This is a genomic window from Streptomyces sp. NPDC102462, assembly GCF_044765425.1.
Classification (GTDB): domain Bacteria; phylum Actinomycetota; class Actinomycetes; order Streptomycetales; family Streptomycetaceae; genus Streptomyces.
Map to the genome: position 1 here is coordinate 56,373 of NZ_JBIWKB010000037.1, position 25,740 is coordinate 82,112.

Below are 25,740 nucleotides of genomic sequence, written 5' to 3' on the forward strand. Positions count from 1 at the left end.
GACGGACATTCGTCCGTCCGGCGATTCTGTGGCGCACACCACGGGCGCGTCAAGGCAGCGTGACCGCCCCGGTCCGCCGGGTGGTGTGCGGCGCGGACTGGAGGCGGGCGAAGTCCCCGCTGATCTCGCCGGCGGTCTGCAGCAGGAGCGGCAGGTGGTCGTCGAGGAGCACCTGGACCGAGGTTTCCGCGGCGTGCGCGTTGACGTTGACGCTCGCCACGACCCGGCCCGATCCGTCCCGCAGCGGGGCGGCCACCGAGCGGATGCCCCGCGCCAGTTGCTCATCGGTCAGCGCCCAGCCCCGGGCGCGCACCTCGCGCAGCTCCGCCTCCCACTCGGCCCGGTCCGGCTGCCACACGGGCCGCAGCCCCGACCGGCTCGGCTCGGCGAGGATCCGGGCGGCGTCGTCGGGCGCCAGCGCCGCCAGCAGGACCTTGCCCAGCGAGGTGGGCAGCGCGGGGAAGCGGGTGCCGATCTGCACGGCGAGGGTGACGATCTTCGGCACGGAGACCCGGGCGACGTAGACGATGTCCGAGCCGTCGAGCTGGGCGATCGAGCACGACTCACCGGTGCGCTCGACCAGCCGCTCCAGGTGCGGCCTGGCCACGTCCCACAGCCCCATCGAGCGCACGTAGGCGACCCCGAGGTCGAGGACGCGCGGGGTGAGCGCGAAACCGCCGGACTGGTGGCGTACGTAGCCCAGTTCGGCCAGGGTGAGCAGGATGCGCCGCGCGGTCGGCCTGGCAAGACCGGTCGCCGCCGCCACATCGGTCAGCGACATCACGGGCTGCTGGGGCCGGAACGCCGTGATCACCTCAAGACCTCGGGCCAGCGCCTCGATGAAGTCGGGCCCGGTTCCTTCGCGGGGCATGGGAACTCCTCCTGTCGATGTCACGGCGGCGGCCGTCCGCTGTGCGGACGGCATCACACAGGCACTCTACGCAGCGAGACCGGCATCCGGTCCCGGCCAACGCGCCAGGACGGGCCACGGCCGGCCGCAGAGCGGACGCCGGTTCCCGAAGAGCGCCGAGGCCCCCGCCGTACCCGGTATTGACATCGAAGCATCCGCCCGAACACCATCGGGCGGCAAGCACACCGCCGCCATACGGACATTCGCCCGCCATGGACACTACTGCGCGTGACAGAGCGGGAGATGCACAGATGAGCCAGTCCACCTCGTTCCGACCGGGCCGTCCCGTCGTCTTCCGCGGCGGCACGGTGCTGCCCATGGACCGGGCCCGCCGGGTGCTCACGGACACCGACGTCCTCGTGACCGGCGACCGGATCACCGCGGTCGGCCCGCGGCTCGCCGTTCCGGACGGGACCGCGGAGATCGACGCCACCGACGGCATCCTGATGCCCGGCATGATCGACACGCACCGGCACATGTGGCAGACGGCGATGCGCGGCTACGGCGCCGACTGGACCCTCACCCAGTACTTCGTCTGGTACTACCTCGAACACGGCACGGTGTTCCGCCCCGAGGACGTGCACGCCGGGAACCTCCTGGCCGCCGTCGAGGCGCTGGACGCGGGGGTGACCACCGTCGTGGACTGGTCCCACGGGCTGCGGACGGTCGACCACGCGGACGCCGCCGTGGACGCGCTGCGGGCGGTGCCCGGCCGGTACGTGCTCGCCTACGGCAACATCCAGCAGCCCCCGGCACAGTGGACCGCGGCACCGCAGTTCCGGGACTTCGTGCGCCGCCGGATCACCGGCGACGACCTGCTCGGCCTGCAACTGGCCTTCGACGGCACGGGCGACCCCGCATTCCCCGAGAGACCGGCCTTCGAAGTGGCACGCGAACTCGGCGTCGCCGTCACCACCCACGCCGGTGTCTGGGGCGCCACCGGCGATGACGGCATCCGGCTCATGCACGAGCACGGCTTCATGACACCCGAGACGGTCTATGTGCACGCCTCGTCCCTGTCGGCCGACTCCTACCAGCGCATCGCGGCGACGGGCGGCTCGGTGTCGGTGTCCACGGAGAGCGAGCAGAGCGCGGGCCAGGGCTATCCCACGACCTGGGCGCTGCGCTCGCACGGCATTCCCGTCTCGCTGTCTATGGACACCAGTGTGTGGTGGAGCGGGGACCTGTTCTCGGCCATGCGCAGCACGCTCGGCGCCGACCGCGCCCGCGAGCACCTGGAGGCGCACGCCAAGGGGGAGACGGTCACCCACAGCGCCCTGCGCGCCGATCAGGTGGTGGAGTGGGCGACCCTCGGCGGGGCCCGGGCCCTCGGCCGCGCCGACGAGCTGGGCAGCGTCGAGGCGGGCAAGAAGGCCGACCTGGTGCTGCTGAAGAACGACCACTCACCGGTCGCGTTCCCGGTGCTCAACCCCTATGGCCATGTGGTCTTCCAGGCGCAGCGCGGCGATGTGCACACGGTGGTCGTCGACGGCCGCGTGGTCAAGCACGACCACCGTCTGCTCGGCATCGACCTGGCCGCGGTACGGCGCGAGGTCGAGCGGACCGTCGAGCACCTGCGGTCGGCACTGGGCGAGGCGGACTGGCGCAAGGGCATGAACCCGGACGTTCCCGAGACGAAGGTCCTCGACAATCCCTACACCTACACCGACTACCGCAGCGCCACGACCCACGGCCGGTGAGCCGGCGCACGGACGGAGGGCCGCTTCGATGACCGTGGGACTGCTCCTGCTGCGGATCCTGCTGGCCGGTCTGCTGTTCGGGCACGCGCTGCAGAAGCTGCGCGGCTGGTTCGGCGGAGCCGGCCCGGCGGGCACGGGGGCCGTGTTCGAGCGGTGGGGGTTCGTGCCCGGCGCACGGCTCGCGGTGACCGCCGGCCTGGCGGAGCTGGCGGGCGGCGCGTCGATCGCCACCGGGCTGCTGACGCCCGGCGGTTGCGCGGTCGTCGTCGGCACCATGACGGTGGCGGCCGTGGCGACCTCGCCCCAGGGTTTCTGGGCCCAACACGGCGGCTGCGAGGTGCCGTTCTGGTACGGGGCGGTGGCGGCGGTGCTCGGCTTCACCGGGCCGGGACCGTGGTCCCTGGATGCCGCCCTCGGTCTTGGCCGGGCGTCCGGCACCGGCTGGGGCGCGGCGGCCCTCGCGGCCGGTCTGCTGGCCGCCGCCGTGCCCCTCGCCGCCCGGGCCCGGGTGCTGCGCGCGAGAGAGCAAGACCCAGCCTAACTAAAGTTAGGCTAACCTTCCTTCATGGCGAAGATTCCTCGACTGATGCCGCAGCACCCCCGCATGTTCCGCGCCGAGGTCGTGCGCACCGAGCGTGTCTCCCCGTCCATGCACCGTGTGACCGTCACCGGCGCGGACCTCGGCGAGTTTCCGTGGCGGGGCTACGACCACTGGTTCCGCCTGTTCCTCCAACTGCCCCATCAACACCGGCTGCGGTTGCCGGAGTTCACCGGGTCACGCTGGTGGCAGCCGTACCTGGCCATCCCGGACGAGGAACGGCCGCACTGCGCGAACTACACCGTGGCCGGCTTCCGCCCCGACGCGGCGGAGATGGACATCGACTTCGTCGTGCACCTCGGCCCGACCGGCGAACTCGACGGAGGGGCCGCGATCTGGGCGTGCCGCGCCCGGCCGGGCGACGCGCTCGCCCTGCTGGACCAGGGCCTGCTGTTCGACTGCCCGCCGGACGCCTCCGAGGTCCTTGTCGTGGCCGACGAGACCGGTCTGCCCGCCAGCACGGGCATCCTGCGGTCCCTGCCGCGCGACACGGTCGGGCGGCTCATCCAGGAAGTGCCCACCGCCGGGGACGTACGCGAACTCGACGCGCCGGCCGGGATGAACGTCACCTGGGTGGTCCGCGAGGGCAGCGGCGCCGTACCCGGCACCGCCGCGCTCGGCGAACTCCTGCGGCACACCCCCGCCGACGCGGCCGGTTACGCCTTCGTGGTCGGCGAGTCGAGCCTCGCCACCGAGGGGCGCAGGCATCTGCACCGGGCGGGTCTGCCGAAGGACCGCATCACGTTCTCGGGCTTCTGGAAGCACGAGGCGGCCAGGACCGCCGCCTGACCGGCGGCCCCGGTCAGGCGATGCGGGCCACGGCGGCGTAGATGCCGCTCTCCTCGGGCGCGGGCGGCGCCGACTGGAACCACTCGGGAGCCGTGACCACCCCCGGCTCCACGAGGTCCAGGCCGTCGAAGAAGCGGGCGACCTCCGCGCGGGTGCGGAAACCGAGCCGGATGCCGCCCTTGGCGTACTCCTCCGTCACCTTCCGGGACTGCTCCTCGAAGAGGTCCGAGGCGGCGTGCGAGAGGACCAGGTAACTGCCCGAGGGGAGCGCGTCGAGCAGATTGCGCACGATGCCGTACGGGTCCTGGTCGTCGGGGATGAAGTGCATCAGCGCGATCAGCGACATGGCGATGGGGCGCTCGAAGTCGAGGACGCCCCGGGCGTGTTCGATGATCTGATCGGGCCTGCGTACGTCCGCCTCGATGTAGTCGGTGACGCCCTCGGGGCGGCTGACCAGCAGCGCCTCCGCGTGCGCCAGCACGATCGGATCGTTGTCCGTGTAGACGACCTTCGCGGTCGGCAGGACCCGCTGGACGATCTGGTGCAGGTTCGGCTCCGTGGGAATGCCGGTGCCTATGTCGAGGAACTGGTCGATGCCCTGCTCGGCGAGCCAGGCCGCCGCGCGGTGCATGAACTCACGGTTCTGCCGGGCGGCGTCATGGGCCTCGGGCGGCAGCTTCTCGCCCACCGCCTCGTCCACGGGGTAGTTGTCCTTGCCTCCCAACAGCCAGTCGTAGACCCTCGCGGGGTGTGCCTTGCTCGTGTCGATCTTGCGGGGGCCGGGGGTGCCGGTCGTCATGACGGACTCCGTCGCTCAGGTGGACCAGTGAGCACTGGCGATCACCGAAGTCTGGCACACCGGCGCACCCGCGGGAACGCATGGGGGCGGCTCCGCGGCCTCGTCCGTCCGACGGCATCCGGGGTGACGATGACCTGGGCGGATCCGGACGACCGAGCGGACCGGCGGGGACCGGAGAGGACGGGCGGGGACCATGGACTCGACGGCACGCCGGAGGGCTTGCTCAGGTCTGGACGGTGCCTCGGACGGCGTTCCGCGCGGTTGCGCTCTTTCCTCGCCCGTTCCGCGCGGTTGCGCTCCTTGCTGCCCCGCTCCCCCGCTTCTGCCCCTGCCGCGCCGGCCGTCCCGGCGCCTTTACCGTCCCGGCGCCTCTACCATCCCGGCACGCCAGCCGCCCAGGCGCCCCGGTCGTCTCTGCGCACCCCGGCCGTCCCGGCACGCCGGCACCCCGCCACCGCGGCACGCCGGCCGTCCCGCGCTCAGTCCTCCGTCTCGTTTCCGCCGCACTCCAGGTCCGCCCAGACGACCCGGCCCTTGCCGTCGGCCGCCTCGCCCACGCCCCAGGCGTCGCTGAGCCTGCTCACCAGCAGCAGGCCGCGCCCACTCTGGTCGTCCGCGTCCGGTTCACGCACCGCAGGGACGCTCGCGGCGCGCCGCTCGTCCTCCACCTCGATCCGCACCCGCTCGCCGCGCACCTGCACCCGGCAGGTGATCCGGCTGCCGCCGGAGTGGGCGATCGCATTGGTGACGAGTTCCGACAGGACCAGGATCGCGTCGTCGGCCGGCTCGTCAGCGAGGCCCCACCCGGCCAGCAGGGTGCCGACGAGGCAGCGGGCCTGCGCGACGCAGGCCGCCCCGGCCGGCAGACCGAACTCCTCGGAACGGGGGGCCGGCCCTTGAGCCGCACACCCCATGGCCGGATGCGGGAGAGGGAGCAAGGCCATTGCGGTTCGCCCTTCGCCTGGCTGCGCCGTGGTCGGGCAGGTCCGTTTCGCGTCGGTGTCGACACTCGGTCGGCGAGGTCTCTCGCCGGGCCCGGCCGTCGGCGGTCATGTCTGACCCGACCAGCGTCGCACCGGAGGATCATTTGTGCAACCAGCAATCTGCACATTTCAAAATGACAGGGCGTGCTTTACTGGAGTAAAGGTTGATCGCATTGCTCGGAGTATGTCCCTGAGGGGAATCGCATGACCTCGGCAACCGACTGGGGCGGAGCGCCCTCCGTACTGCGGATGATCCTCGGAAAACAGCTGGAGGAGCTGCGCTGCCGTGCCGGTATGAGCTTCGAGGAGGCCGGCGCCGCGATCGGGGTGAGCCACTCGACGATCCGCCGCATGGAGGCGGCGAAGGTGGCGCGGCTTCGTCTCGCGGAGACCGAGAAACTGCTGCGCACCTACGGTGTGACGGACCAGCAGGAAATCGACGAATTCCTGAGTTCGGTGCGCCAGGCCAATGTGCACGGCTGGTGGCACGAGTTCCGGGACGTCCTTCCGGAGTGGCTGCCCTCGTACCTGAGTCTGGAGCAGGCGGCGCAGCAGATCCGCGGCTATGAGGCGCAGTTCGTCCATCCGCTGTTCCAGACCGCCGACTACGCCAGGGCGCTGGCCCGTTCCGACGCTCCGCACGCCCCGGAGGAGGCGAACGAACGGAGGGTCGCGATGTGTCTGCGCCGCCAGGAGATCCTGTCCCGCGAGGCACCCCCGCGGCTGTGGGTGATCATGGACGAGACGGTCTTGCGCTGGCCGGTGGGCGGACCGGCCGTGATGCGCGCCCAGGTCGACCGCCTGATCGAGGTGAACCGGCTGCCGCATGTGACGGTGCAGATCATGCCGTTCCAGAACGGCCCGCATCCCGCGATGCACGCCGGCGCGTTCCATCTCTTCCGCTTCCGGGCCCGGGAACTGCCGGACATCGTCTGGCGCTTCGGTCTGACCGGGTCCGCCAGCCTCGACAGGCGCGAGGACGTCGTCGCACACCGTGAGGCGCTGGACCGCCTCGGCGCGCAGGCCGCCTCGGCGCGTCGGACCGAGGCGCTGCTCAGCGCGCTGCGAACGTCACTCTGACCTGTGCCGCGGCGTCCCTCACGGCATGCCGGACGTCGTCTGCGGCACCGTTGCGGCTGGTCGCGCAGTTCCCCGCGCCTCTGCGGGGCGCTTCAGCGGGGCAGCAGGTCGGCCAGTTCCGCGGCGTACAGCTGTCCGGGGTCGAAGCGCATGCCGGTGAAGTGGCCGGCCAGTTCCAGGGACAGCAGGCCGTGCAGCCGGGTCCAGAAGGACAGGGCCCGGTGCAGGGCCGCCGGCGGGGCGGGATGGCCGTCCGCCCACTGACGGTGTTCTTCGATGTGCCGGTCGAACGGGCTCTCCCCGCCCTCGGAGGGCAGTTCGGCGCAGGCGTCGAGCAGGAACGTCATGATCTCGGACGCGATCGCGGTGGTGTCGTCGGGCGCGTGATAGCCCGGCACGGGGGTGCCGTAGATGAGGAAGTACCGCTGGGGGTCGGCCAGCGCCCAGGCGCGCAGGGCCTGCGCCAGCGCCGCCAGGCCGGCGCCCGGCTCGGACCGCGCGACCTCGCCGAAGGCATCGGCCAGGCTGCGGTACGCGTCCCTGATCAGTTCAGTGATCAGCTCGTCACGGCCGGCGAAGTAGCGGTACAGCGCCGGTCCGCTCATCCCCATCTGCTTGGCGATCGCGTTGAGCGAGAGGGCGGACGCGCCCGCGGCGGCGATCTGCCCCCACGCCCGCTCCTTGATCTCGGCGCGCACCTGGGCGCGGTAGCGCTCGCGCGGGGTCTTGGTGCCCGCTTCCGTCATGATCTGTCACCCCTCCACGCCGTAGAGCTACACACCGAAGATTCAGTTAGAAGCTATCACGGCATCCGATTGACGCCCCCGGGGTCTTCGCGTTACAACATCTAACGAACGCGATAGCTCATCATTGAAGCGGCGGAGGTTGCCATGAACGCCGAACAGCTCACCGAGGTCGTCCTGCCGGGCAAGGTGGAGCCGGAACAGCTGCGGCTCCGGCACGGCGCGGTCCCGGTGCCCGGCCCGGGTCAGGTGCTGCTCCGGATGGAGGCGACCGGGGTCTCCTTCGCCGAGCAGCAGATGCGCCGCGGCCGGTACTTCGACCAGCCGCCGTTCCCGTTCGTGCCCGGCTACGACCTGGTCGGCACCGTGGCGGCGGCCGGCGAGGGGGCCGGGCGGGGGCTGACCGGCACCCGGGTGGCCGCGCTGGTCAAGGTGGGCGGCTGGGCCAGCCATGTGCTCGTCGACGCCGCGGACGTGGTGCCGGTGCCCGACGGCGTCGGCGCGGCCCAGGCCGAGACGCTGGTGGTCAACGGGATCACCGCCTGGCAGATGCTGCACCGCAAGGCCCGCGTCCGCGCCGGGCAGACCGTGCTGGTGCACGGCGCCAACGGCGGCGTCGGCTCGGTCCTGGTGCAGCTCGCCCAGGCCGCGGGCGTGCGGGTCATCGGCACGGCGTCCGCACGCCACCACGACGCCCTGCGGGCCCGCGGCGTCACGCCCGTCGACTACCGCTCCGGGAACGTCGCCGCCGAGGTGCGCGTGCTGGCCCCCGGCGGGGTGGACGCCGTCTTCGACCACGTCGGCGGCCCCGGCATCGTCGACTCCTGGCGGCTGCTCGCGCCCGGCGGCACGCTCGTCTCCTACGGCACCGCCGCCACCCGTGACGACACGGGGTCCCAGCAGTTGCCGGTGCTCAAGCTGCTCGGCCGGGTGTGGCTGTGGAACGCGCTGCCCAACCGCCGCCGCGCCTACTTCTTCAACATCTGGGCCGGGCGGGCGCTGGCCAAGGAGCGGTTCCGGGCCCGGCTGCGCGCCGATCTGACCGAGGTCTTCGCGGCCCTGCGACGCGGCGACATCGCCCCGCAGATCGCGGCCGAACTGCCGCTCGCCCGGGTCGCCGAGGCCATGCGGCTCGCCGAGTCCGGCACCGTCGCCGGAAAGGTCGTCCTCACGCCGTGACGAGCCCCATGCGGGGGACTTCGCCGCGGGGTCAAGATCGACGCGTACGTCGCGTTCCTCGAACAGCGCTACGCCGGCGAGATCATGCGCTGCTTCGGCCACACCGTCGAGTCGCCCATCGATCTGTTCAACCGGCCGCGCACGGCGGCGATTTCGGTCTGGCTCGTCAGCGCTGAGCGCCCGGTCAGCTGCGCACTGTCCGGTGGAGGAAGAGCTCGTTGCACTCTCGCTGCAGTGCCGTGTCGTTCCACATCGGGTGGTGGGGTGCGGCGTTGGAGCACACGATGGTGCCCCAGGCGCCGACCACGGCGCTGCTGCGGACGGCGTGCCGGCAGAACTCCGCGCCGATCGGGCCCTCTTCGAAGTCGGTGTTCAGGGGGGTGTAGCCGATCCAGCCCTCGCCGAAGACCAGGGGGGATGCCGCGGCCTGCGCACAGGTCGGCGGCCGCGGACATCCAGGTGGTCAGGGTGTTCAGCATGGCGAGACGGTGGGCGCCGTAGCGTTCGTAGAGGATGCGGTCCCATGCTTCGGCGTCGCACCAGTCGTGGACGTAGATCTCCGGCTTGCCGACGATCGTGGCCTGCTGGCGCCATTCCTCTCCGGCTGGGGGGTGCCATTGGTCGAAGGCCGGCGCGCCGGGGCGCATCAGGTCGGTGCGGGCCCGCTCCTCGTCGAAGCCGCCGTCGGTGGAGCGCAGTCCGTATCCGGTGACGAGTTCGTCGAGGACGCCGTAGACGTAGGGGTGGAAGACGCCGACGTCGATGTTCTCGGGGATGCCGCGGAAGGAGTCCAGCGGGACGCGGGCGTAGTTGACGGTGGCGGGGATGCGGGGGCAGCGTTCGTGGAAGCGGCTCAGGCCGGCTTCGAGGCGCTCGCGCAGTTCGACGACCGCGTTTTCCTTTCCGGGCAGTTGTTCGGTGAGGTAGCCGCCTTGGACCTCGTTGTGGAGTTCGACGAACGCGATCACGTCGGCCAGTCCTTCGGCCTCGGCGAGATCGCACAGGTCGGCCAGGGACTCGGCGAGCCGTGTGGGGCGCTCTTCGGGGCTGACGGCCATGAGCGCGTCGAACCATCGGCGGTCGCCGGCGAAGGAACTGCTCTGCTGGTACTCCCAGCTGGAGAGGATGACGACGACGCCGTGGCGCTGGGCTGCGCGCAGCAGCTGCAGCAGGTGTGCCTTGGGGTCGATCCGGGTGCGGTGGCGTACGTCGTACCAGCGGGTGCCCTGGCCGTACTCGCCTCCCAGCGGGCCGAGTTCGAGTTCCCCCGTCAGTCCGGATCCGAAGATGAGGAAGGGCATGGCGCAGATCCGGATGGTGTTGTACCCGCGGTCAACGGCCTCGGTGAAGGCGCGGTCGAGATCCTCGAAGGGTTCGCCGGGGCCGGTGCGGGTGTACCAGGTGAAGTCCCACAGCGTGATGGTGAGTCGGTCGGGCAGGTGGGCCGGCAGGGGGATCGGCGTGTAGGCCATGACGTCCTTCGTGGTCGGTGGCGCCCGGGTGGGCGGTGCCTGTGGTGGCGGACGACGCGGCGGGCTGCGCCGGTGTGGGGCGCAGCCCGGTTGCGGCCGACCGCGATGGGCTACGGGGCGGTGGTGGTGAGGGCGCCGCGGTAGACGGGTACGAGCCGGCCGGAGGTCACGTGCACGGTGGGCTCGGTGGGGCGCAGGTCCTCGGGGACGTAGATCTTGGCCGTCGGGTCGAACGGCAGGAGTCTGAGGATCAGTTCGGCGCCGTTGGTCAGCGCGTCGCGGTGCCGGGCGAGGTCGATCTCCCACGGGTCGCCGTTCCAGAACTGGTCGGCGACGAGGGTTCCGTCCAGTTCTGCGCGGGCCGCGTCCCCGGTCCAGTCGAGCCGGAGGAGCAGGCGGTGGGCTTGGGAGAATGCCTCGGGAGGTATGCCGACGCGGATGACCGTGCCCTGGGTGTACTCCTCGGGTGCGGGGGCGGCTGCGCGGTGCAGCGGTCCACCGGCGCGTTGCGGTGCGGGGCCGGTGGCGGTGCTCAGTTCGGTCAGGTCGACTGCGGGGACGTCCGCCGGGGCGTCGATCTCGAAGCGGGTGAAGACGCCGTTGTCCCCGGCCTCGCGCAGGCGCAGCGCGGCGCTGTCGGTGCGGTCGGTCTGCTGGTCCTGCATCCGCACCGGGTGGTCAGGTGCCGGGTGGACGAGGAGGGAACCGCCTTGGGGTCCGCACTCGAGGTGCAGGGTGTCGCCGTCGGGCACCAAGTGGAGGTGGTGGCCGACGACGAGGCGGCGTGTTCCCCACAGGTCGCCGATGGCTGTGTGCCGGGCGGTGTCCTCGTCGAGGACGAGCAGGCGCAGTGGTCCGAGGTCGATCAGTGTGCCGGTGCCGGGGTTCTCGATGTGCAGGCGGGTGCGGCCGTCGCCAAGGTCCTCGGCGGTGGCGTGGGGGCTGCGCATGGATGCCGCGTCGACACCGTGGAGCACGGCTTCGACGGGGATGCCGGCGGTGCGGGCCAGCACGACCGTGTCGTCAAGGACGGTCACGAGTTGGGCGGTCGCCCATTCCAGGGTCGCGTCACCGGGCAGCGGCCAGCGGAAGGGCCAGGCGAAGTAGCTGCCGGAGGGGATGTCGACGGCGTGGGTGGGCAGTTCGAGCGGTCCCGTGGGGCCGTCGAGGCGGAAGCGGACGCCGCTGTGTGCGGACAGGTCTTCGCCGCCGGGCTGGTAGGTGTTGACGAACAGCATGCCGGAGGTGCCGTCGGTACGGACGGCCCACCGCAGGGTGTCCCGGTCGTCGAGTCCCTCGGGGCTGCGGTCCGGAGCCACGAGGGGCATCGGGGCCAGTTGCTCGCCCGCGGCCGCGAGCAGGTGGTGTTGCAGCCGCAGCAGCCCGTAGACGGGGCGTACCTGCCCAAACTCGCCCAGGGGCGCCTGGAAGTCGTAACTGACGACCGGCAGGTCGTTGGTGTAGCCGGTGTCCAGGGACTCCTGCATCGTGGTGGCGGCGTCCATGACGTTGGAGCCGCCTTGGTACATGTAGTAGCCCTGCCAGGCGGAACCGCAGCCGATCTTGGTGAGGGCGAGTGCGGCTACGGCGTCCGGTGTGATGCGGGGCCGGCGGTGATAGGTGACCTGTACGCCGCCGCCGAGTTCGCAGGTGGCGTAGGGGTAGCGGTCGAGGTCCGGTCCCTTGCCCGCGGTGGGCTTGCGGCGCAGGTCCGCGCCGACGGTGTGGTCGTCGCGCAGCGGCGTGAAGAAGTAGTGGATGCGGTTGTGCCGGGCCCATTCCGGGTGGGCGTCGTCCCAGGGGGATTCGGGGTAGCCCGCGTAGAGCGGGAGGAACTCGTCGGCGGGCAGGTCTGCCATGCCCCAGGCCGTGGCTGTCCACAGCGCCGGGGTGATCCCGGCGTCGTGGGCCATGTTCTTGAGGGTGCGCAGGTGCTCGGGCTGGTCGTAGAGCTCGTTCTCGATCTGGACGGCCACGATCGGTCCGCCCTGGGCGTGGTAGAGCCCGTTCAGTTCGGCGCTGATGCGTTCGTAGTAGGGCCTGACCAGGTCGAGGTAGGCGGGGTCGTTGGTGCGGGTCCGGGTGCCGGAGTGCTGGACCCACTCGGGGAAGCCGCCGTAGCGCGCCTCGCCGTGGGACCACGGGCCGATCCGCACGACGGCGTCCAGCCCGCACTCGGCGACCAGTTCGAGGAAGGCCCGGATGTCGCGGTTGCCGTCGAAGCGGAAGGTGCCGCGGTGTTCCTCGTGGTGGTGCCAGAAGAGGTAGGTGGCGACGACGTCGATGCCGCCGGCGCGCATGCTCAGCAGTTGCTCGCGCCAGCCGTCGCGGGGGTAGCGGGTGAAGTGCATCTCGCCCATGACGGGGAACCACGGGCGGTCGCCGCGCACGAGGTGGGTGCTGGTGGCGTGGATCCGGTCTGGCCCCACGGGCTCACCCATGCGGAGGTGGCCGCTCAGCGGCGTTGCGGGCGGGCGCAGGGTCAGGGTGTGCACGATCGGCCTCCTGGCTCGGCGCCGGGTCCGGGCAGGGCCGGCCGGCGGTGTCGGCATTCGACGACCGCACGTTAATTCATAATTTCTGATTAGAGAACCCTCTGTCGTCGCACCGCCAGGCCCACCCCTTGGCACAGAACGATAATTAATATTTAATGACGTCATCGTTGTCGCCTCAGCCACAGGAGTCGCCTCCATGCCTCCCGCACGGGTAACCCTCTCGGAACGCCTCAGCGGCCGCTGCGCGCTCGTCACCGGAGCCGCGTCCGGCATCGGGGCCGCCACGGCCCGCCGCCTCGCTGCCGAGGGCGCCCGCGTGGTCCTCGCCGACATCGATGCCGAGGCCGGAGAGGCGGTGGCCGCCGATATCCGCAAGGACGGCGGAGAGGCGCTGTTCCAGTACTGCGATGTGGCCGACGAGTCCTCCTGGAATGGAACGGCCCAGGCCGCCCGTCGGGCGTTCGGTCCGATCCGGGCCCTGGTGAGCAACGCCTACACGGTCCGTGTCGCACCCGCCCACGCGACCGGCGCCGCGCAGTGGAACCAGCAGCTCGCCGTGACCTTGAGCGGATCGTTCCTCGGTGTGCGGGCCTGCCTCGACGACCTGCGGGCCACCGACGGAAACGTCGTGCTGGTGTCCTCGGTGCACGCCCTGGTCGGCCTGCCCGGACATCCCGCCTACGCCGCCGCGAAGGCCGGTCTGACCGGCCTGGCCCGGCAGTTGGCCGTCGAGTACGGCGGGCAGGTCCGTGTGAACAGCGTCCTCCCCGGCCCGGTCCTCACCCGGGCCTGGGACGGCATCAGCGAGGACGACCGGCGGGCCAGCGCAGCCGAGACCGCCGCAGGCCGGCTGGGCCGCCCCGAGGAGATCGCCGCCGCCATCGCCTTCCTCGTCAGCGACGACGCCTCGTTCGTAACCGGGGCGTCCCTCGTCGTCGACGGCGGCTGGAGCGTGCTGAAGAACTCCTCGTGAGCATCACATCCCCCCGTTCTCCCCTCCCTCGCCTTGGAGCCACCTCCCTTGAAAATCACCCGGGTCGAGACCTTCGCCGTGCCGCCCCGCTGGCTGTTCTGCCGCATCGAGACCGACGACGGCGTGGTGGGCTGGGGCGAGCCGGTGGTGGAGGGCCGGGCCGCCACCGTCCGCACGGCCGTGCACGAACTGGCCGAGTACCTTGTCGGCCAGGACCCGCTGCGTATCGAGGACCACTGGCAGGCCATGACCAAGGGCACCTTCTACCGGGGTGGCCCGATCCTGTCGAGCGCCGTCGCCGGTATCGACCAGGCCCTGTGGGACATCGCGGGAAAGACCCTGGGCGTGCCGGTCCATGTGCTGCTGGGCGGCCCCGTGCGTGACCGTGTACGTGCCTACAGCTGGGTGGGCGGCGACGAGCCCGGCGAGATCGCCGAAGCCGTCCAGGCCCAGGTCGACGCCGGCTTCACCGCGGTCAAGATGAACGCCAGCGGCCGGATCGGGAAGATGGCCACCGCCGCGGAGGTCCACGCTGTGGTCGAGCGGGCCCGCACCGCCCGCGAGGTGCTGGGGCCCGACCGGGACTTCGCGATCGACTTCCACGGCCGGTTCACCACCGCGAACGCCCGCCGTGTGCTCCCCGAACTCGCCCCGCTGCACCCGCTGTTCATCGAGGAACCCGTCCTGCCGGAGTACGCACACCGACTGCACGAGGTCGTGACGGCATCCTCCGTGCCCATCGCCACCGGGGAACGCCTTTTCTCCCGCACCGACGCCCTGCCCGCACTGCAGGCCGGCATCGCCGTGCTGCAGCCGGACCTCTCGCACGCGGGCAACATCTCCGAGGTGCGGCGCATGGCGTCGCTGGCGGAGACCTTCGATGTGCTGCTGGCCCCGCACTGTCCGCTGGGTCCGATCTCCCTCGCCTCCAGTCTGCAAGTCGCGTTCAACACGCCGAACTTCCTGATCCAGGAACAGAGCATCGGCATCCACTACAACGCCGGCGCCGAGGTTCTGAACTATCTGGTCGACCCTGCGGTCTTCCGGTTCGACCAGGGCCACATCAACCGGCCGCTGGGCCCGGGTCTGGGCATCGAGGTCGACGAGCGGGCCGTACGCCGCGCGAACGACAGCGCCCCGGACTGGCGCGGCCCCCTGTGGCGCCACGCCGACGGCTCGTTCGCCGAATGGTGACCCCTCCCCCGCCGACCACGACGGAGAACAACACATGCTGAACCACACCGACTTCACAAACGAACTGCAGCGCAACCGGCTGGTGGCCATCGTGCGCGGCAGCGACCCCAAGGCCGCGCTGGCCGGCGTCCTGGCCCTCGCCGAGGAGGGTGTGCGCCTGATCGAGATCTCGTTGACGACACCCGACGCCGAAACCGTCATCACGCGGGCCGTCGAAGAAACAGGCGCCGACGCCGTCATCGGGGCGGGCACGGTCGTGACCCGGCAGGACGCTCTGCGGGCCCGGGACGCGGGAGCCCAGTGGATGGTGACGCCCGCCCTGGACAACGGCTTCGAGCATGCCGTCGCACTGGGCGTGCCCGTGCTGGCCGGCGCGCTCACACCCACGGAGGCGGTGACCGCGATGCGGTCCGGCGCCGCCGCGGTCAAGCTGTTCCCCGCCTCCCTGGGCGGCCCCGGCTATCTGCGCGCGCTGCGCGACCCGCTGCCCGACACGCCGTTCGTACCGGTGGGCGGAGTGGACGCCGAAGCCGCCCGGGCCTACTTCGCCGCGGGCGCCGTCGCCGTGGGCGCGGGCTCCCCGCTGCTCGGTGATGCCGCGCAGGGCGGGGACCTGGCCCAGTTGCGGGTCCGGGCCCGGGAGTTCCTGACCGTGTGCGCGGCGGGAGGTGCCGCGTGAGCGCCGCCCCGCTGCAGGCCCTGACGTTCGGCGAGACGATGCTCTCGCTCCAGGTGGACGGTCCGCTGACCTCGGGCGGCCTGGCCCGCACGGCGGTCGCGGGCGCGGAGTCCAACGTGGCGGTGGGCCTTGCCCGGCTGGGGCACCGGGTCGGCTGGGCCGGCCGCCTCGGTGCCGACGAACCCGGCCGGATGATCCTGCGGACGCTGCGCGGCGAAGGCGTGCACGTGGACCACGCCACCGTCGACCCCACCGCCCCCACGGGAGCCCTGATGCGCGAGCGCCGGGTCGCCGATCTGGCCCGCGTGCACTACTGGCGCTCCGGATCCGCAGCCTCCCGCATGCAGCCACCGCACCTCCAGGGCGCTCTGAGCGCCGGAGCCCGGCTCCTGCATCTGACCGGCATCACCTGCGCCCTGGGCCCCGGCCCGCGGGACACCGTGCGGGCTGCGGCCGAATACGCCGCCGAGCACGGCTGGACCGTGTCCTTCGACGTGAACCACCGCACCCGCCTGTGGGACGCGGCGACGGCCTCGGCCGCCCTGCGTCCGCTGCTCGGTCTGATCGACATCGTCATCGCCTCCGACGACGAGCTGCCCCTGATCGCCGGAGACCCCAGCACGTCGGAGACCGACCGGGTAGCCGAGCTGCTGGCCCGCGGCGTGCAGGAGGTCGTGGTCAAGCGGGGCGCCCAGGGCGCGGACCTGTACCTCAGTGCCGATCAGGTCGAGCACGCCCCGGCCCACCCCGTACCCGTGGTCGACACGGTGGGCGCCGGCGACGCGTTCTGCGCCGGATACCTCTCCGGCGTACTGGACGAACTGCCGCCGGGACAAAGGCTGCACCGTGCCACCCGCACCGCCGCGTTCGCCGTCGCCGGCTCCGGTGACTGGGAAGGACTGCCCCACCGCGACGAACTCCCCCTGCTGGACGCGGCGCCCGGCGCGACGGTGCGCTGAGCCCGCCCGGCGCCCAGTGAGCCGACTTCCTGTTCCTCCCTGCCCCGAAAGGCCGTTCCATGTCTGTGCCCGCGCACCAGCCGGTAGGCACGTTCACGCCTGTCACACCCGACCGGCTCGAACTCGGCGAAGGGCCACGTCTGCTGTCCGACGGCAGCGTGATCCTCGTCGACATCCTCACCGGGAGACTCCTGCGGCTGCCCGAGGAGGAGACCGCATCCCTGGCGGAACTGGCGCATCTGGACGAGCCGTTGGGCGCGGTCGCCCCGCTGGACGGCCCGGGCCGTCGCGGCTGGGCCGCGGCCACCGGTATGGCCTTCGCCGTGCTGGACGAAGCCGGGAAGATCGTCCGTACGATCCCGGTGGCCGCCCAGGTGGGCGGCCCACAGCGTATGAACGACGCGGTCTGTGATCCCGCCGGGCGGATGTGGGCCGGCACCATGGCCTACGACGCCACCCCCGGCGCGGGCGCGCTGCACCGGTGGAACACCGACGGCTCGGTGACCTGCGTCCTGAACGGGCTGACCATCCCCAACGGGCCGGTCTTCAGCCCGGACGGCCGCACCCTCTATCTCGCCGACACCGCCGCAGGCACGGTGGATGCCTTCAGCGTCGATCCCGACACCGCCGAACTGTCCTACCGCCGCCCGGTGTTCCGCATCGACCCCGAGGACGGCAGCCCCGACGGCATGACGGTCGATTCCGACGGCTGTATCTGGTCGGCGATCTGGGGCGGCAGCCAGATCCGCCGCTACAGCCCTCAAGGACAGCTGCTGCAGACCGTGGACGTTCCCGCCCGGCAGCCCACCGCCGTCTGCCTGACCGGACAGCACCTCGTCGTGACGACGGCCGCGTACGGACTGGCCGACCCGGGCCCGTGGGACGGCGCCGTGCTCCGCGCCTCCTGCACGGCCACCGCTCCGGTCACCCCCAGCGCCAGGCAGCACGACTAACCGCACGATCGGGAGGGGGCGGGGGCCCGGACGACGCGGTGGCCCGCCCCTGCCCGCCCTCGACACGGCCCAGCCGAACCTGGTTCCGACTGAGCAGTGTGCATCGTGAAGTTGCAGGTCACGGGTCTGGTGTGCATGGGGTTCTCGATGCTCGTGCTGGTCGCGGGCGGATGACTTCGGTGTAGATCGTCGGTCACCGGGAAACTTCGCGGTTCGTCAGGACCAGCAGGGCCCTCACCAGCATGGTCGCCCACTTCGGGTCGGTACGTACCTTGCCGAGCACTCGCCAGTTCTTGAGGTGTGCGAAGCCGTGCTCGACCGGCGCCCTCACGGCCGCCAGCGCCTTGTTGGACAGCTTCTGGCCGCGGGTCAGGGGCCGGTTCCTGGCGGCCTTGTAGCCGGTGATCACCGCGGGGTCGGTGTCCGGGCCGCTGTCGTCGAGTCCGACGAATCCCAGGTCGGCGATAGCGCCGAGGCCGGCCGCGCGGAGATGGGCGGTGAGTTTGTCGTGACGGCAGGCGGTGATCTCCGAGGTCCGCCCAGGCCGGGCCGCGGAGACCCACAGCAGTCGGCCGCGGTCGTCGGTGAGCGCGATCACGAGCAGGCCATGGCACTTGTTCTTGCCCGAGTAGTTCTTGCGGTTCTCGGCCCCGGTGCGCCTGCGGGTGCGGACCACCGAGCCGTCCAGCAGCACCACCCCGCCACCCTTTCGGGCGATCTTCTTCAGCGCGCGGTCCAGGCGCGGGGCGCGGGTGGCCAGCAGGCCGACGACCTCGCGCACCCAGCGGGTGACGGTGGTGCGGTGGATGCCGTTGCCGCCGGCCAGGTCGCCGGGCCGCTGGTCACAGCGCAGTACCGCCAGCACGATGCCGGCGATCTTCCCGGAGGGCAGTGCCCGCCACCTGGAGCCGATCTTCTTGCAGTGGCCGCGTATCAGGTCGGCGAGTCAGTTCAGGGTGGCACTCGACAGCGGCAGGCGGGCGGTGTAGACAAGGCCGTCAGGGCCCTCGACGGAACTGTTGTCAACGGCCCTTCTGGTCGGGCACGTTGGCCTGCAGCCCGTAGGCGTTGTACCAGTTGGGCATGGCGGTGGCCGCGAGCCGCCCGGACTTCAGGGCCGCGGCGCAGGCGGCTCCGTAGGGGTCGGGCAGGGCCAGCAGGGCACCCGAGCGGACTCCTCGGGTCATGAACTCCAGGACTTCCAGTGCCTCGGGCGAGTCCAGGGTCAGCTCGCCGGCGGCGTTGAAGAAGCCGCCGCCGCGTTGCAGCAGGAACTGGTTGAAGCCGTTGACGATCGCGCCGTTGTCCCCGGTGGACACCATGCCGATGCTGGTCTTGTGGTCCTTGGCGAGGCGTTCGCCGTGTTCGAGGAATTCTTCCCAGGTCTCGACGGCCTCGGGCACCTTGTACGTGTCGAACAGGTCCTGGCGGTAGTAGAGGACCGTGATCGAGTTGTCGGAGTCGAGAGCGTAGGGAACCTTGTCGACCGAGTACGGGGCCAGCTTGAGCAGGTCGTCGCCGAACGGGCGGACGGTGTCGCTCAGGCCGACGAAGAGGTTCTCGGCGATGCGGGCGTTCATCACCCGGGGGAACTGGTCGACGATGAGCCCGGCGAGGTCGGGGGTGTCGCCATCGGCGACGGCCTGGGCCATCATGCGGGTCACGACGTCGCTACCGGCAGCGATGGTCGGCTTCACGGAGTAGTCGAAGCGCGAACCGCGCATCAACCGCGTGTCCTTGGTCGCGTCCTGGAAGGCCTTGATGTAGCCGGGGTCGTGGGTCCACAGGCTGATCGTTGCGTGTCCGGAGCGCAGGGGCGCGGCGGACGAGCTGCCGCACGCGGCCAGCGCGGGGGCGGCAAGCAGTCCCAGACCCGCGCCACCGGCTGCCCGCAGCAGACTTCTGCGGCTGATCTCAGTCACGTCCGTCTCCCGAGGCGCGCAGGGATATACGGGGCACGGTCACCAGCTCGACCGCTTCGACTGCGGCGCGGTCCTGTGCGGCATCCAGTCCCGCGCGGGCGGAGGCGTCCACGTAGATGACGGAGGCGGGGTCCAGTGGCAGCACCCGGATCTCGATGCCGTGGCGTGCGGCGGCCTCGGCGTGGCGGCGCAGTCCGATCTCCCCGTCGGGTCCGAACCAGAAGTCGTCGGCGATGAGTTGGCCGTTGATGTAGGCGCGGGCCGCGTCGCCGGTGTAGCGCACGCGCAGGAGGGTTTCCCCGTCGCCGGTCAGGGCCTCGGCGGGAACGGTGATCCGGAAGACGGCCGCCTTGTCGAAGTCGGCGTCGAGCGGCGCGGAGGCCCGCTGGTGGGTGCCGCCGGCGCGGGCCGGGGCGGCTGTCGCCTGCTCCCGTGCGCATTCCAACGTCGGCTGCGGCAGGTGTGGCGCCGCGGACAACTGCCAGCGGGTGAAGGCCCCGTCGGCTGTGGGCTGCCCGACGCCTTCGCTCTGAAGGGCGTCCGGTGCGGGCAGCAGGGCGACGGCCGGGGAGGGTGAGGAGATGTGCAGGTGCAGCGCGTCACCGTCGGCGGCAACCACGTCCTCGCTGAGGACGAGGCGTTCACGGCCGTAAGCGTGCACCTTGTTGAGCTGCAGGGCCAGTTCGTGGGAGAGCACGAGGACCTTGGCGGTGCCGGACGGGCCGGTCACGCTCAGCAGGGCGCCGGTGCCGGGTTCGGTGATCGTGGCCAGGACGTTGTCGCCGGTGTGTGCCACGTCGGCCGGGCCCTCGACGACGGCGTCCGCGGGCAGGGCGAGTGTGGCGGGGATGCCGTCGACGGCGGCCAGCACGGTCAGGGGTGTGCCGCCGTCGAGCGTGATGCGAGTGGCCGGCTGCGCGCTCGCCCACTCCAGGCGCAGGCCGCTGCCCAGGTCCAGGCCGATCGGCCAGACGAAGTGCGCTCCGGCCGGGACGGTGACCGGCTGCGCGGGCAGTGTGACGGCACGGCCGCCCTCGAGCCGGACACGGAACTGCACTCCCGTGTGGTCGGGCAGCGCGGTGTACGGGTCGTGGTTGTTGACGAACAGGAAGCCCTGGTCGCCGGCCGAGCGGACCGACCAGCGCAGCGTGGTGTCGTCGTCCAGTGACGTGGGTTCGGTGTCCGGGAGCGCCAGGGGCATCCGGGCCAGGTCGGCTCCGTAGCTCTGCAGGAGCAGGTGCTGGAGCCTCAACCCGTGGAAGACGGGCCGTACTTGACCGTATTCGCCCAGCGGTGCCTGGAAGTCGTAGGTGACCGTCGGCATGTCGTTGGGGTAGCCGGTGGCGTGGCTCTCCTGGTTGGGCTCCTTGAGGTCAACGCGCTGTGAGCCGCCGTGGTACATGTAGTAGCCCTGCCAGACCGACCCGCTGCCCAGCTTCGTCAGCGCCAGCGATGTGGTGTCCGCGGGTCGTACGAGCGGTCGGCGGTGGTAGGCGATGGCCATGCCGCCGCCCAACTCGCAGGTGGCGTACGGGTAGCGGCTGGTGTCGGGCCCGCTGCTGGTGGACGAGGCGGCCCTCAGGTCGGCGCCGATGGCGTGGTCGTCCCGGATCGGCGTGAAGAAGAAGTGGCGGCGCATCTCCCGGGCCGGACCCATCTCGGCGTCCACCCAGAACTCCTCCGCGTACCCGCCGTACAGCGGCAGCAAGGTGTCCTGCGGGATGTCGGCCGCGCCCCAGGCGGTCGCCGTCCACAGCGGGGCCCGCATCCCGAACTTCTCGGCCATGCCCCGCAGCGTGGCCAGGTGCCCGGGGTTGTCGTAGAGCTCGTTCTCCACCTGCAGGGCGATGATCGGGCCGCCGTCGTCGTGGAAGAGTCCGCGCAGTTCCTCGGCGATGCGCCGGTAGTACGGCTCGACGAGGGCGAGGTAGGCCGGGTCGTCGCTGCGCGGGGTGCACTCGGCGTCGCTCAGCAGCCAGTCGGGGTGGCCGCCGTTGCGGGCCTCGCCGTGGGACCACGGGCCGAGCCGGACCACGAGGGCCAGGCCGAGTTCGGCGCACAGCTCCACGAAGCGGCGCAGGTCAAGGTCGCCGTCGAAGCGCAGGGTGCCGCGGTCGTTCTCGTGCTGGTTCCAGAACAGGTAGGTGGCCACCAGGTCGATGCCGCCCGCCTTGATCTTGAGGAGTTCCTCGCGCCACTCGGCAGCCGGATAGCGGCTGAAGTGGAACTCACCCATCACGGGGATCCAGGGCCGGCCGTCCCGGATCAGGCTCTGGCTGTCCACGGTCAGCGAATGCGGTGCGGTGGCGGAACTGCCCATGGGCAGATGCCCGCTCAGGACCGGGGGCGCTCCGGAGGCATGCAGGGACAACATGAGGAATCGGCTCCTACAACAGCGGCTCGGTGAAGTGCGTTCATCGTGGGTGGGGGCCGCACCCCTGTCAAGATGTATTCATAATTAACGCCCAGCGCTACGATGGGACATGTTCCGGCACTACATCACTCCCAGCCGCAAGGAGAACTCCACATGGCGTCCTACACGGGCAGAGGTGTGCACGGGCAGATCGTGCACAAGCTCGGCACTCGCATCGTTGGCGGTGACCTGCCCGAAGGCGCGATCCTCGACCTGCGGGCGCTCGGCGAGGAGCTGGACGTCAGCCTGACTGTCATGCGCGAGTCCATGAAGGTGCTGGCCGGCAAGGGCCTGATCGACGCACGCCAGAAGCGCGGCACGTTCGTCCGCGAGCGCAAGCACTGGAACCTGCTCGACGCGGACCTCATCCGCTGGCAGGTGGAGAGCGGCGGGAGCATGCGCCTGATGCGCGACCTGGCCGATGTGCGCTCCATCGTGGAACCCGCGGCCGCGCACCGGGCCGCGCTCCACCGCACCGACGAGGACCTGCACGCCATGCAGACAGCGCTCGACGCCATGGCGGAGGCCCACACCCGCTCCGCGGCGGAACACGCCGAGGCGGACGCCGCCTTCCACCGTGCGCTGCTCAATGCGACCGGCAACGAGATGCTGGCCCGGATGGACCTGCTCCTGGAGCCGGGACTGCGCGAGCGTGATCGCGTGGTTCACTCCCACGCTCGGGCCGCCGACCCGATCCCCAGCCACCAGGCTGTGCTCGACGCGGTCCGCGATCAGGACGCGGCTCGCGCGGAGCTGGCCATGCTCGACCTGCTCGCCCAGGCCACACACGACCTCGATCAGATCACCGGCGACGTGCCCACCGGACCGCCGCAGCGCTCGTAGACGCCGACGGTCCTGGTGGAAAGAGCCGCGAGAGCCGCCCTGCAGCAATGCGCAGGGCGGCTCTCGCACAGGAACGGACCGGCCCTGCTGGCGATGGAGGCAAGCCCCTCACCAGTCGCGGGTCACAGCCAGGCCGGCACGGACTGCGGGCCGTACGTCTCGCGACGGCAGAACCATCGTCTGACGTCAGGGGCGTCGTGGTGGGGCAGGGTCGTTCAGTCCCGTGACGGCCGCTGGCCAGGTGTGACTGCACCTGGCGAGCGTCCCTGGGGGAATGTGCCCTCCGGGCGCGTAGCACGGGTGACAGGGCCCCGGCAGTAGGTCCCGGCGAGCGCTGCGCAGGTCTCGACGCGTGCGCTGTCCTGCCACCGAGCTGCACACCTTCCCGCACTCTGCAGTCGTCCGCCTCCGCGCACGCACGCAGGCGGCCGCCCCGGCTCGGCCAGTAGGTGGTGAAGGCGTCGAGCCCCTGCACCGGCTTGTGCGGGAAGCTGTAGTCGAACAGGGAGGTGTTCTCGTCGGACTTGTCCCCGCCGACCACCCAGCCGTAGGGGTCGGGGCCGTTGCCCCCGTCGATGGAGATCGGGTCCCAGTAGCTCATGGCATCGACCTCGCCCGTGTTGGCCATGGACCGCATGTACTCACGCAGATAGCGGTACTGCCCCGCAGTGCTGGCACCGTAGTTCTCCGGTCCGTCGATGTCGAGACCGTTCTCCCCGATCTGGGTCGTCTCGTCGGCGCCGTAGGGCTTGTCGTTCCATGCGGCGCCGAATTCGCAGATCATGGCCCGCTTGCCACTGGTGGTCGAGGCCCAGGTGGCGAAGTTGGTCATCGAGGCGATCGACAGGCCGGTCCAGTACGGGTACAGCGACAGGCCGATGAGGTCGTAGGGGACGCCACGGGCCTTGGCACCTGCGATCCAGTCCGCGTAGTCCGTGCGGTCGGGTGACGTCAGATGCATGACGATCCTGCTGGACGGCGAAGCGGCCTTGGCGGCTTCGGATCCCGCGTGCAGGAGGCCGAAGTACTGATCCGGAGAGGTGTAGCGGCTGACGTCCATTCAGGGACGAGTTGATCTCGTTCCCGATGGAGATGTAGGCCGGGGTGACGCCGTTGGCCTTGAGCGCGCTGAGCACGCTCGTCGTGAAGTCGCCAGTGGCCTGCTCGAGTTGGGCCTGGCTCAGGCCTTTCCACGCCTGCGGCCGGGCCTGGATCCCCGGGTTCGTCCACCAGTCGCTGTAGTGCAGCGAGAGGAAGATCTTCATGCCGCGGGCCTTGGCAGCCTTGGCGTTCTCGACCGCGTCGGCGACGTGTGGACCTGCCGGTCACCGGCGACACCTGGACGAAGGTCAGCCTCGCGTGCGGGGCGCCACGAACGTTCCACGTCGCGGCCGGGCGCCCATGAGGCCCTTGGCCGTCAGCACGCGCAAGGCTTCCCGGATGGCGGTTCGGCTGGCTCCGAACCGTACCTGCAGCTCGGCGACGTCGAGGTCATCGTTGGGCTGGAGTTCACCGGCCACGATGGAAGCACCGATGCTTGCCACAACGCGATCGTGGGTCCCCGAGCGGCCGTCTGTCCCCATGTCAGGCATCATGCCACGCTGCCCCACCGGGCAGTGGGCGGCCGACTGGTCCCGTTGGGTCGCCGTGGCACGGGTGGTCGTGTCGCGGGGCATACTCACCCCCGCTCGCCCCGGACACCGCGCACCTCGTTCGGCGCGGGCCCACCGCACTCAGATCCGGAGGTTTGTGTGAATCGCAGCATCCGACGGTCCACTCGTCGCGCCCTGCTCGCCGCTCTGCTCGGCGCCGCCGCCACGCTCGGCGCGGCATCGCCCGGCGCGGCATCGGCGGACCGGCCGGCCGCGACTGCCGTGCCGTTGCGCGTGGCCACGTACAACATCCATGCCGGAGCCGGGCAGGACGGGGTCTTCGATCTCGACCGCACCGCGGCGGCGATCCGCGGCCTGCGCGCCGATGTGATCGGCCTCCAGGAGGTCGACGTGCACTGGGGCGCCCGCAGCGGCTTCGCCGACGAGGCGAGGCAACTCGCCGAACGGCTGGGCATGCGGGCCTACTTCGCTCCGATCTACGACCTGCCGCCCGCCGCGGAGCGCACCGAGCGGCGGCAGTACGGGGTGGCGGTGCTCAGCCGCCTTCCGGTGGCCGCCGCCGAGAACCACGAGATCACCCGGCTGTCCACCCAGGTCCCCGATCCCGTGCCCGCTCCCGCGCCCGGGTTCGCCGAGGTGACGGTCCGGGCCCGCGGCACCCTCGTGCACTTCTACTCGACCCACCTGGACTACCGCACGGACCCCGCGGTCCGGCGCGCCCAGGTGGACGACATGCTCGGCATCCTCGCCGCGGACCGGGGGCCGAAGGTCCTCGTCGGTGACTTCAACGCCGAGGCGGGCGCGCCTGAGTTGGCGAAGCTGTGGGGGCCGCTGGCGGACGCGGCCCCGAACGGCGGCACGACGTACCCGGCGATCGACCCGGTCTCCCGCATCGACCTGGTGACCGTCTCGCCCGAGGTCACCGTGACCGGCGCGCACGAGGTCGCCACCGAGGCGTCGGACCACCGGCCGGTGGTCGCCGACCTCCTGGTCCGGCGGCACGGTCGCTGACCCAGGACGGCTCGCGGGCCCGGCCGCATCACCGCCCGGACGCGGCGGGCGGCGCTGTCCGACGGTCCCGGCCTCCAGCACGACCAGGTGTCCGGCGCCGCTGAGCGAGGACGGGCTCGGTGTCGGCGATGCAGCGCACCGATCCCACCTCGCCGATACGCCGTTGGAAGCCTCAACCGAGGCGGGGCACGGTGGCGCCGGACGGTACCCGCGACCGGGCAGGCGCCGCCGGGCCTTGCCGGCCCGCCCGGAACGAGCACAGCCTCGGCCATACCCGGGTGCCGTTCGCCCCGGGCGCCCTGCCCTGCTGGAAGGTGAACCGGCCACGGCGGCGGGCCAGTTGCGAGCGCGGCCGGATGCTCTGACGCTCGGCCGCGCCGATCCCGCGGTCGTGCCCCGGCGTGCGATGCCGGCCCTGACGCAGGCGCCCGC

General features: G+C 71.4%; 22 protein-coding genes and 2 pseudogenes. 12 read left to right on the top strand and 12 right to left on the bottom strand.

Features of this window, described 5'->3' with window-relative positions; genetic code table 11:
* Positions 1 to 49: 49 nt before the first annotated feature.
* Positions 50 to 871 (bottom strand): IclR family transcriptional regulator C-terminal domain-containing protein, encoded by an 822-nt coding sequence (locus tag ACIRFL_RS28050; RefSeq protein WP_404033762.1) that lies wholly within the window; start codon positions 869 to 871, stop codon positions 50 to 52.
* Positions 872 to 1,161: 290 nt separating this feature from the next.
* Here ACIRFL_RS28050 and ACIRFL_RS28055 point away from each other — a divergent pair, with 290 nt between their 5' ends.
* The 3 genes from ACIRFL_RS28055 to ACIRFL_RS28065 are packed head-to-tail and all read left to right on the top strand — an operon-like array spanning position 1,162 to position 3,997.
* Entirely contained in the window at positions 1,162 to 2,610 is a 1,449-nt protein-coding gene (locus ACIRFL_RS28055; protein ID WP_404033764.1) for an amidohydrolase family protein, read from the top strand.
* Between the two features lie 28 nt (positions 2,611 to 2,638).
* The gene (locus ACIRFL_RS28060; protein WP_404033766.1) at positions 2,639 to 3,151 is read left to right on the top strand and encodes a DoxX family protein; all 513 of its coding nucleotides are present in this window, start codon (positions 2,639 to 2,641) and stop codon (positions 3,149 to 3,151) included.
* A gap of 24 nt (positions 3,152 to 3,175) precedes the next feature.
* Positions 3,176 to 3,997: a siderophore-interacting protein gene (locus ACIRFL_RS28065; RefSeq protein ID WP_404033768.1), complete on the top strand. Its 822-nt coding sequence runs from the start codon at positions 3,176 to 3,178 to the stop codon at positions 3,995 to 3,997.
* 13 nt (positions 3,998 to 4,010) lie between these two features.
* Here the strand turns inward: ACIRFL_RS28065 and ACIRFL_RS28070 are convergent, their stop codons facing one another.
* A complete protein-coding gene (locus tag ACIRFL_RS28070) occupies positions 4,011 to 4,796 on the bottom strand; it encodes an SAM-dependent methyltransferase (protein ID WP_404033770.1) in 786 nt (261 codons plus the stop codon).
* Between the two features lie 479 nt (positions 4,797 to 5,275).
* Entirely contained in the window at positions 5,276 to 5,740 is a 465-nt protein-coding gene (locus tag ACIRFL_RS28075) for an ATP-binding protein (protein ID WP_404033772.1), read from the bottom strand.
* Between the two features lie 243 nt (positions 5,741 to 5,983).
* Between ACIRFL_RS28075 and ACIRFL_RS28080 the strand changes: the two genes are divergently transcribed.
* The gene (locus ACIRFL_RS28080; protein ID WP_404033774.1) at positions 5,984 to 6,859 is read left to right on the top strand and encodes a helix-turn-helix domain-containing protein; all 876 of its coding nucleotides are present in this window, start codon (positions 5,984 to 5,986) and stop codon (positions 6,857 to 6,859) included.
* 92 nt (positions 6,860 to 6,951) lie between these two features.
* On the opposite strand, the gene ACIRFL_RS28085 is transcribed toward ACIRFL_RS28080, so the two are convergent.
* Positions 6,952 to 7,605 carry a TetR/AcrR family transcriptional regulator gene (locus ACIRFL_RS28085; protein WP_404033776.1) on the bottom strand — a complete coding sequence of 218 codons (654 nt, stop codon included), beginning with the start codon at positions 7,603 to 7,605 and terminating at the stop codon, positions 6,952 to 6,954.
* Positions 7,606 to 7,749: 144 nt separating this feature from the next.
* Here ACIRFL_RS28085 and ACIRFL_RS28090 point away from each other — a divergent pair, with 144 nt between their 5' ends.
* On the top strand, positions 7,750 to 8,781 hold the full coding sequence (locus ACIRFL_RS28090) for a medium chain dehydrogenase/reductase family protein (protein ID WP_404033778.1): 1,032 nt from the start codon (positions 7,750 to 7,752) through the stop codon (positions 8,779 to 8,781).
* Between the two features lie 68 nt (positions 8,782 to 8,849).
* Here the strand turns inward: ACIRFL_RS28090 and ACIRFL_RS28095 are convergent, their stop codons facing one another.
* Together ACIRFL_RS28095 and ACIRFL_RS28100 are read right to left on the bottom strand one after the other, a co-directional pair.
* Positions 8,850 to 10,253 (bottom strand): cellulase-like family protein, encoded by a 1,404-nt coding sequence (locus ACIRFL_RS28095; RefSeq protein WP_404033780.1) that lies wholly within the window; start codon positions 10,251 to 10,253, stop codon positions 8,850 to 8,852.
* Positions 10,254 to 10,363: 110 nt separating this feature from the next.
* A complete protein-coding gene (locus tag ACIRFL_RS28100) occupies positions 10,364 to 12,748 on the bottom strand; it encodes a beta-galactosidase (RefSeq protein WP_404033782.1) in 2,385 nt (794 codons plus the stop codon).
* 196 nt (positions 12,749 to 12,944) lie between these two features.
* Between ACIRFL_RS28100 and ACIRFL_RS28105 the strand changes: the two genes are divergently transcribed.
* Genes ACIRFL_RS28105 through ACIRFL_RS28125 form a run of 5 tightly spaced genes read left to right on the top strand, consistent with a single transcriptional unit; the run spans position 12,945 to position 17,506 of the window.
* Positions 12,945 to 13,721 carry an SDR family NAD(P)-dependent oxidoreductase gene (locus ACIRFL_RS28105; RefSeq protein ID WP_404033784.1) on the top strand — a complete coding sequence of 259 codons (777 nt, stop codon included), beginning with the start codon at positions 12,945 to 12,947 and terminating at the stop codon, positions 13,719 to 13,721.
* A 48-nt stretch (positions 13,722 to 13,769) separates the two neighbouring features.
* The gene (gene dgoD, locus ACIRFL_RS28110; RefSeq protein ID WP_404033786.1) at positions 13,770 to 14,915 is read left to right on the top strand and encodes a galactonate dehydratase; all 1,146 of its coding nucleotides are present in this window, start codon (positions 13,770 to 13,772) and stop codon (positions 14,913 to 14,915) included.
* 34 nt (positions 14,916 to 14,949) lie between these two features.
* Positions 14,950 to 15,594 carry a bifunctional 4-hydroxy-2-oxoglutarate aldolase/2-dehydro-3-deoxy-phosphogluconate aldolase gene (locus ACIRFL_RS28115; RefSeq protein ID WP_404033788.1) on the top strand — a complete coding sequence of 215 codons (645 nt, stop codon included), beginning with the start codon at positions 14,950 to 14,952 and terminating at the stop codon, positions 15,592 to 15,594.
* A gap of 38 nt (positions 15,595 to 15,632) precedes the next feature.
* Positions 15,633 to 16,553: a sugar kinase gene (locus tag ACIRFL_RS28120; protein WP_404033822.1), complete on the top strand. Its 921-nt coding sequence runs from the start codon at positions 15,633 to 15,635 to the stop codon at positions 16,551 to 16,553.
* A gap of 59 nt (positions 16,554 to 16,612) precedes the next feature.
* Positions 16,613 to 17,506 carry an SMP-30/gluconolactonase/LRE family protein gene (locus tag ACIRFL_RS28125; protein ID WP_404033790.1) on the top strand — a complete coding sequence of 298 codons (894 nt, stop codon included), beginning with the start codon at positions 16,613 to 16,615 and terminating at the stop codon, positions 17,504 to 17,506.
* A gap of 193 nt (positions 17,507 to 17,699) precedes the next feature.
* Here the strand turns inward: ACIRFL_RS28125 and ACIRFL_RS28130 are convergent.
* The 3 genes and pseudogenes from ACIRFL_RS28130 to ACIRFL_RS28140 all read right to left on the bottom strand — a co-directional run bounded on the left by ACIRFL_RS28130 (position 17,700) and on the right by ACIRFL_RS28140 (position 21,802).
* A pseudogene (locus ACIRFL_RS28130) lies at positions 17,700 to 18,482 on the bottom strand (transposase family protein).
* 46 nt (positions 18,483 to 18,528) lie between these two features.
* Positions 18,529 to 19,428 carry an ABC transporter substrate-binding protein gene (locus ACIRFL_RS28135; RefSeq protein WP_404033792.1) on the bottom strand — a complete coding sequence of 300 codons (900 nt, stop codon included), beginning with the start codon at positions 19,426 to 19,428 and terminating at the stop codon, positions 18,529 to 18,531.
* Positions 19,421 to 21,802, bottom strand: a complete 2,382-nt coding sequence (locus ACIRFL_RS28140) for a beta-galactosidase (protein WP_404033794.1) — start codon at positions 21,800 to 21,802, stop codon at positions 19,421 to 19,423. The genes ACIRFL_RS28135 and ACIRFL_RS28140 overlap by 8 nt, the downstream gene beginning before the upstream one ends.
* 153 nt (positions 21,803 to 21,955) lie before the next feature.
* On the opposite strand from ACIRFL_RS28140, the gene ACIRFL_RS28145 reads away from it, so the two are divergent.
* Positions 21,956 to 22,684 carry a FadR/GntR family transcriptional regulator gene (locus ACIRFL_RS28145; RefSeq protein ID WP_404033796.1) on the top strand — a complete coding sequence of 243 codons (729 nt, stop codon included), beginning with the start codon at positions 21,956 to 21,958 and terminating at the stop codon, positions 22,682 to 22,684.
* On the opposite strand, the gene ACIRFL_RS28150 is transcribed toward ACIRFL_RS28145, so the two are convergent.
* The 3 genes and pseudogenes from ACIRFL_RS28150 to ACIRFL_RS28160 form a co-directional block, all read right to left on the bottom strand.
* Complete coding sequence (locus ACIRFL_RS28150) at positions 22,644 to 23,744, bottom strand: glycosyl hydrolase 53 family protein (RefSeq protein WP_404033798.1); 1,101 nt, start codon at positions 23,742 to 23,744, stop codon at positions 22,644 to 22,646. The two genes, ACIRFL_RS28145 and ACIRFL_RS28150, sit on opposite strands and share 41 nt — an antisense overlap.
* 55 nt (positions 23,745 to 23,799) lie before the next feature.
* Positions 23,800 to 23,949: pseudogene (locus tag ACIRFL_RS28155) on the bottom strand (glycosyl hydrolase 53 family protein); the annotation flags it as partial.
* Positions 23,950 to 24,033: 84 nt separating this feature from the next.
* The gene (locus ACIRFL_RS28160) at positions 24,034 to 24,228 is read right to left on the bottom strand and encodes a GntR family transcriptional regulator (RefSeq protein ID WP_404033800.1); all 195 of its coding nucleotides are present in this window, start codon (positions 24,226 to 24,228) and stop codon (positions 24,034 to 24,036) included.
* A 207-nt stretch (positions 24,229 to 24,435) separates the two neighbouring features.
* Here ACIRFL_RS28160 and ACIRFL_RS28165 point away from each other — a divergent pair, with 207 nt between their 5' ends.
* The gene (locus ACIRFL_RS28165) at positions 24,436 to 25,308 is read left to right on the top strand and encodes an endonuclease/exonuclease/phosphatase family protein (RefSeq protein ID WP_404033802.1); all 873 of its coding nucleotides are present in this window, start codon (positions 24,436 to 24,438) and stop codon (positions 25,306 to 25,308) included.
* Positions 25,309 to 25,740: the final 432 nt, after the last annotated feature.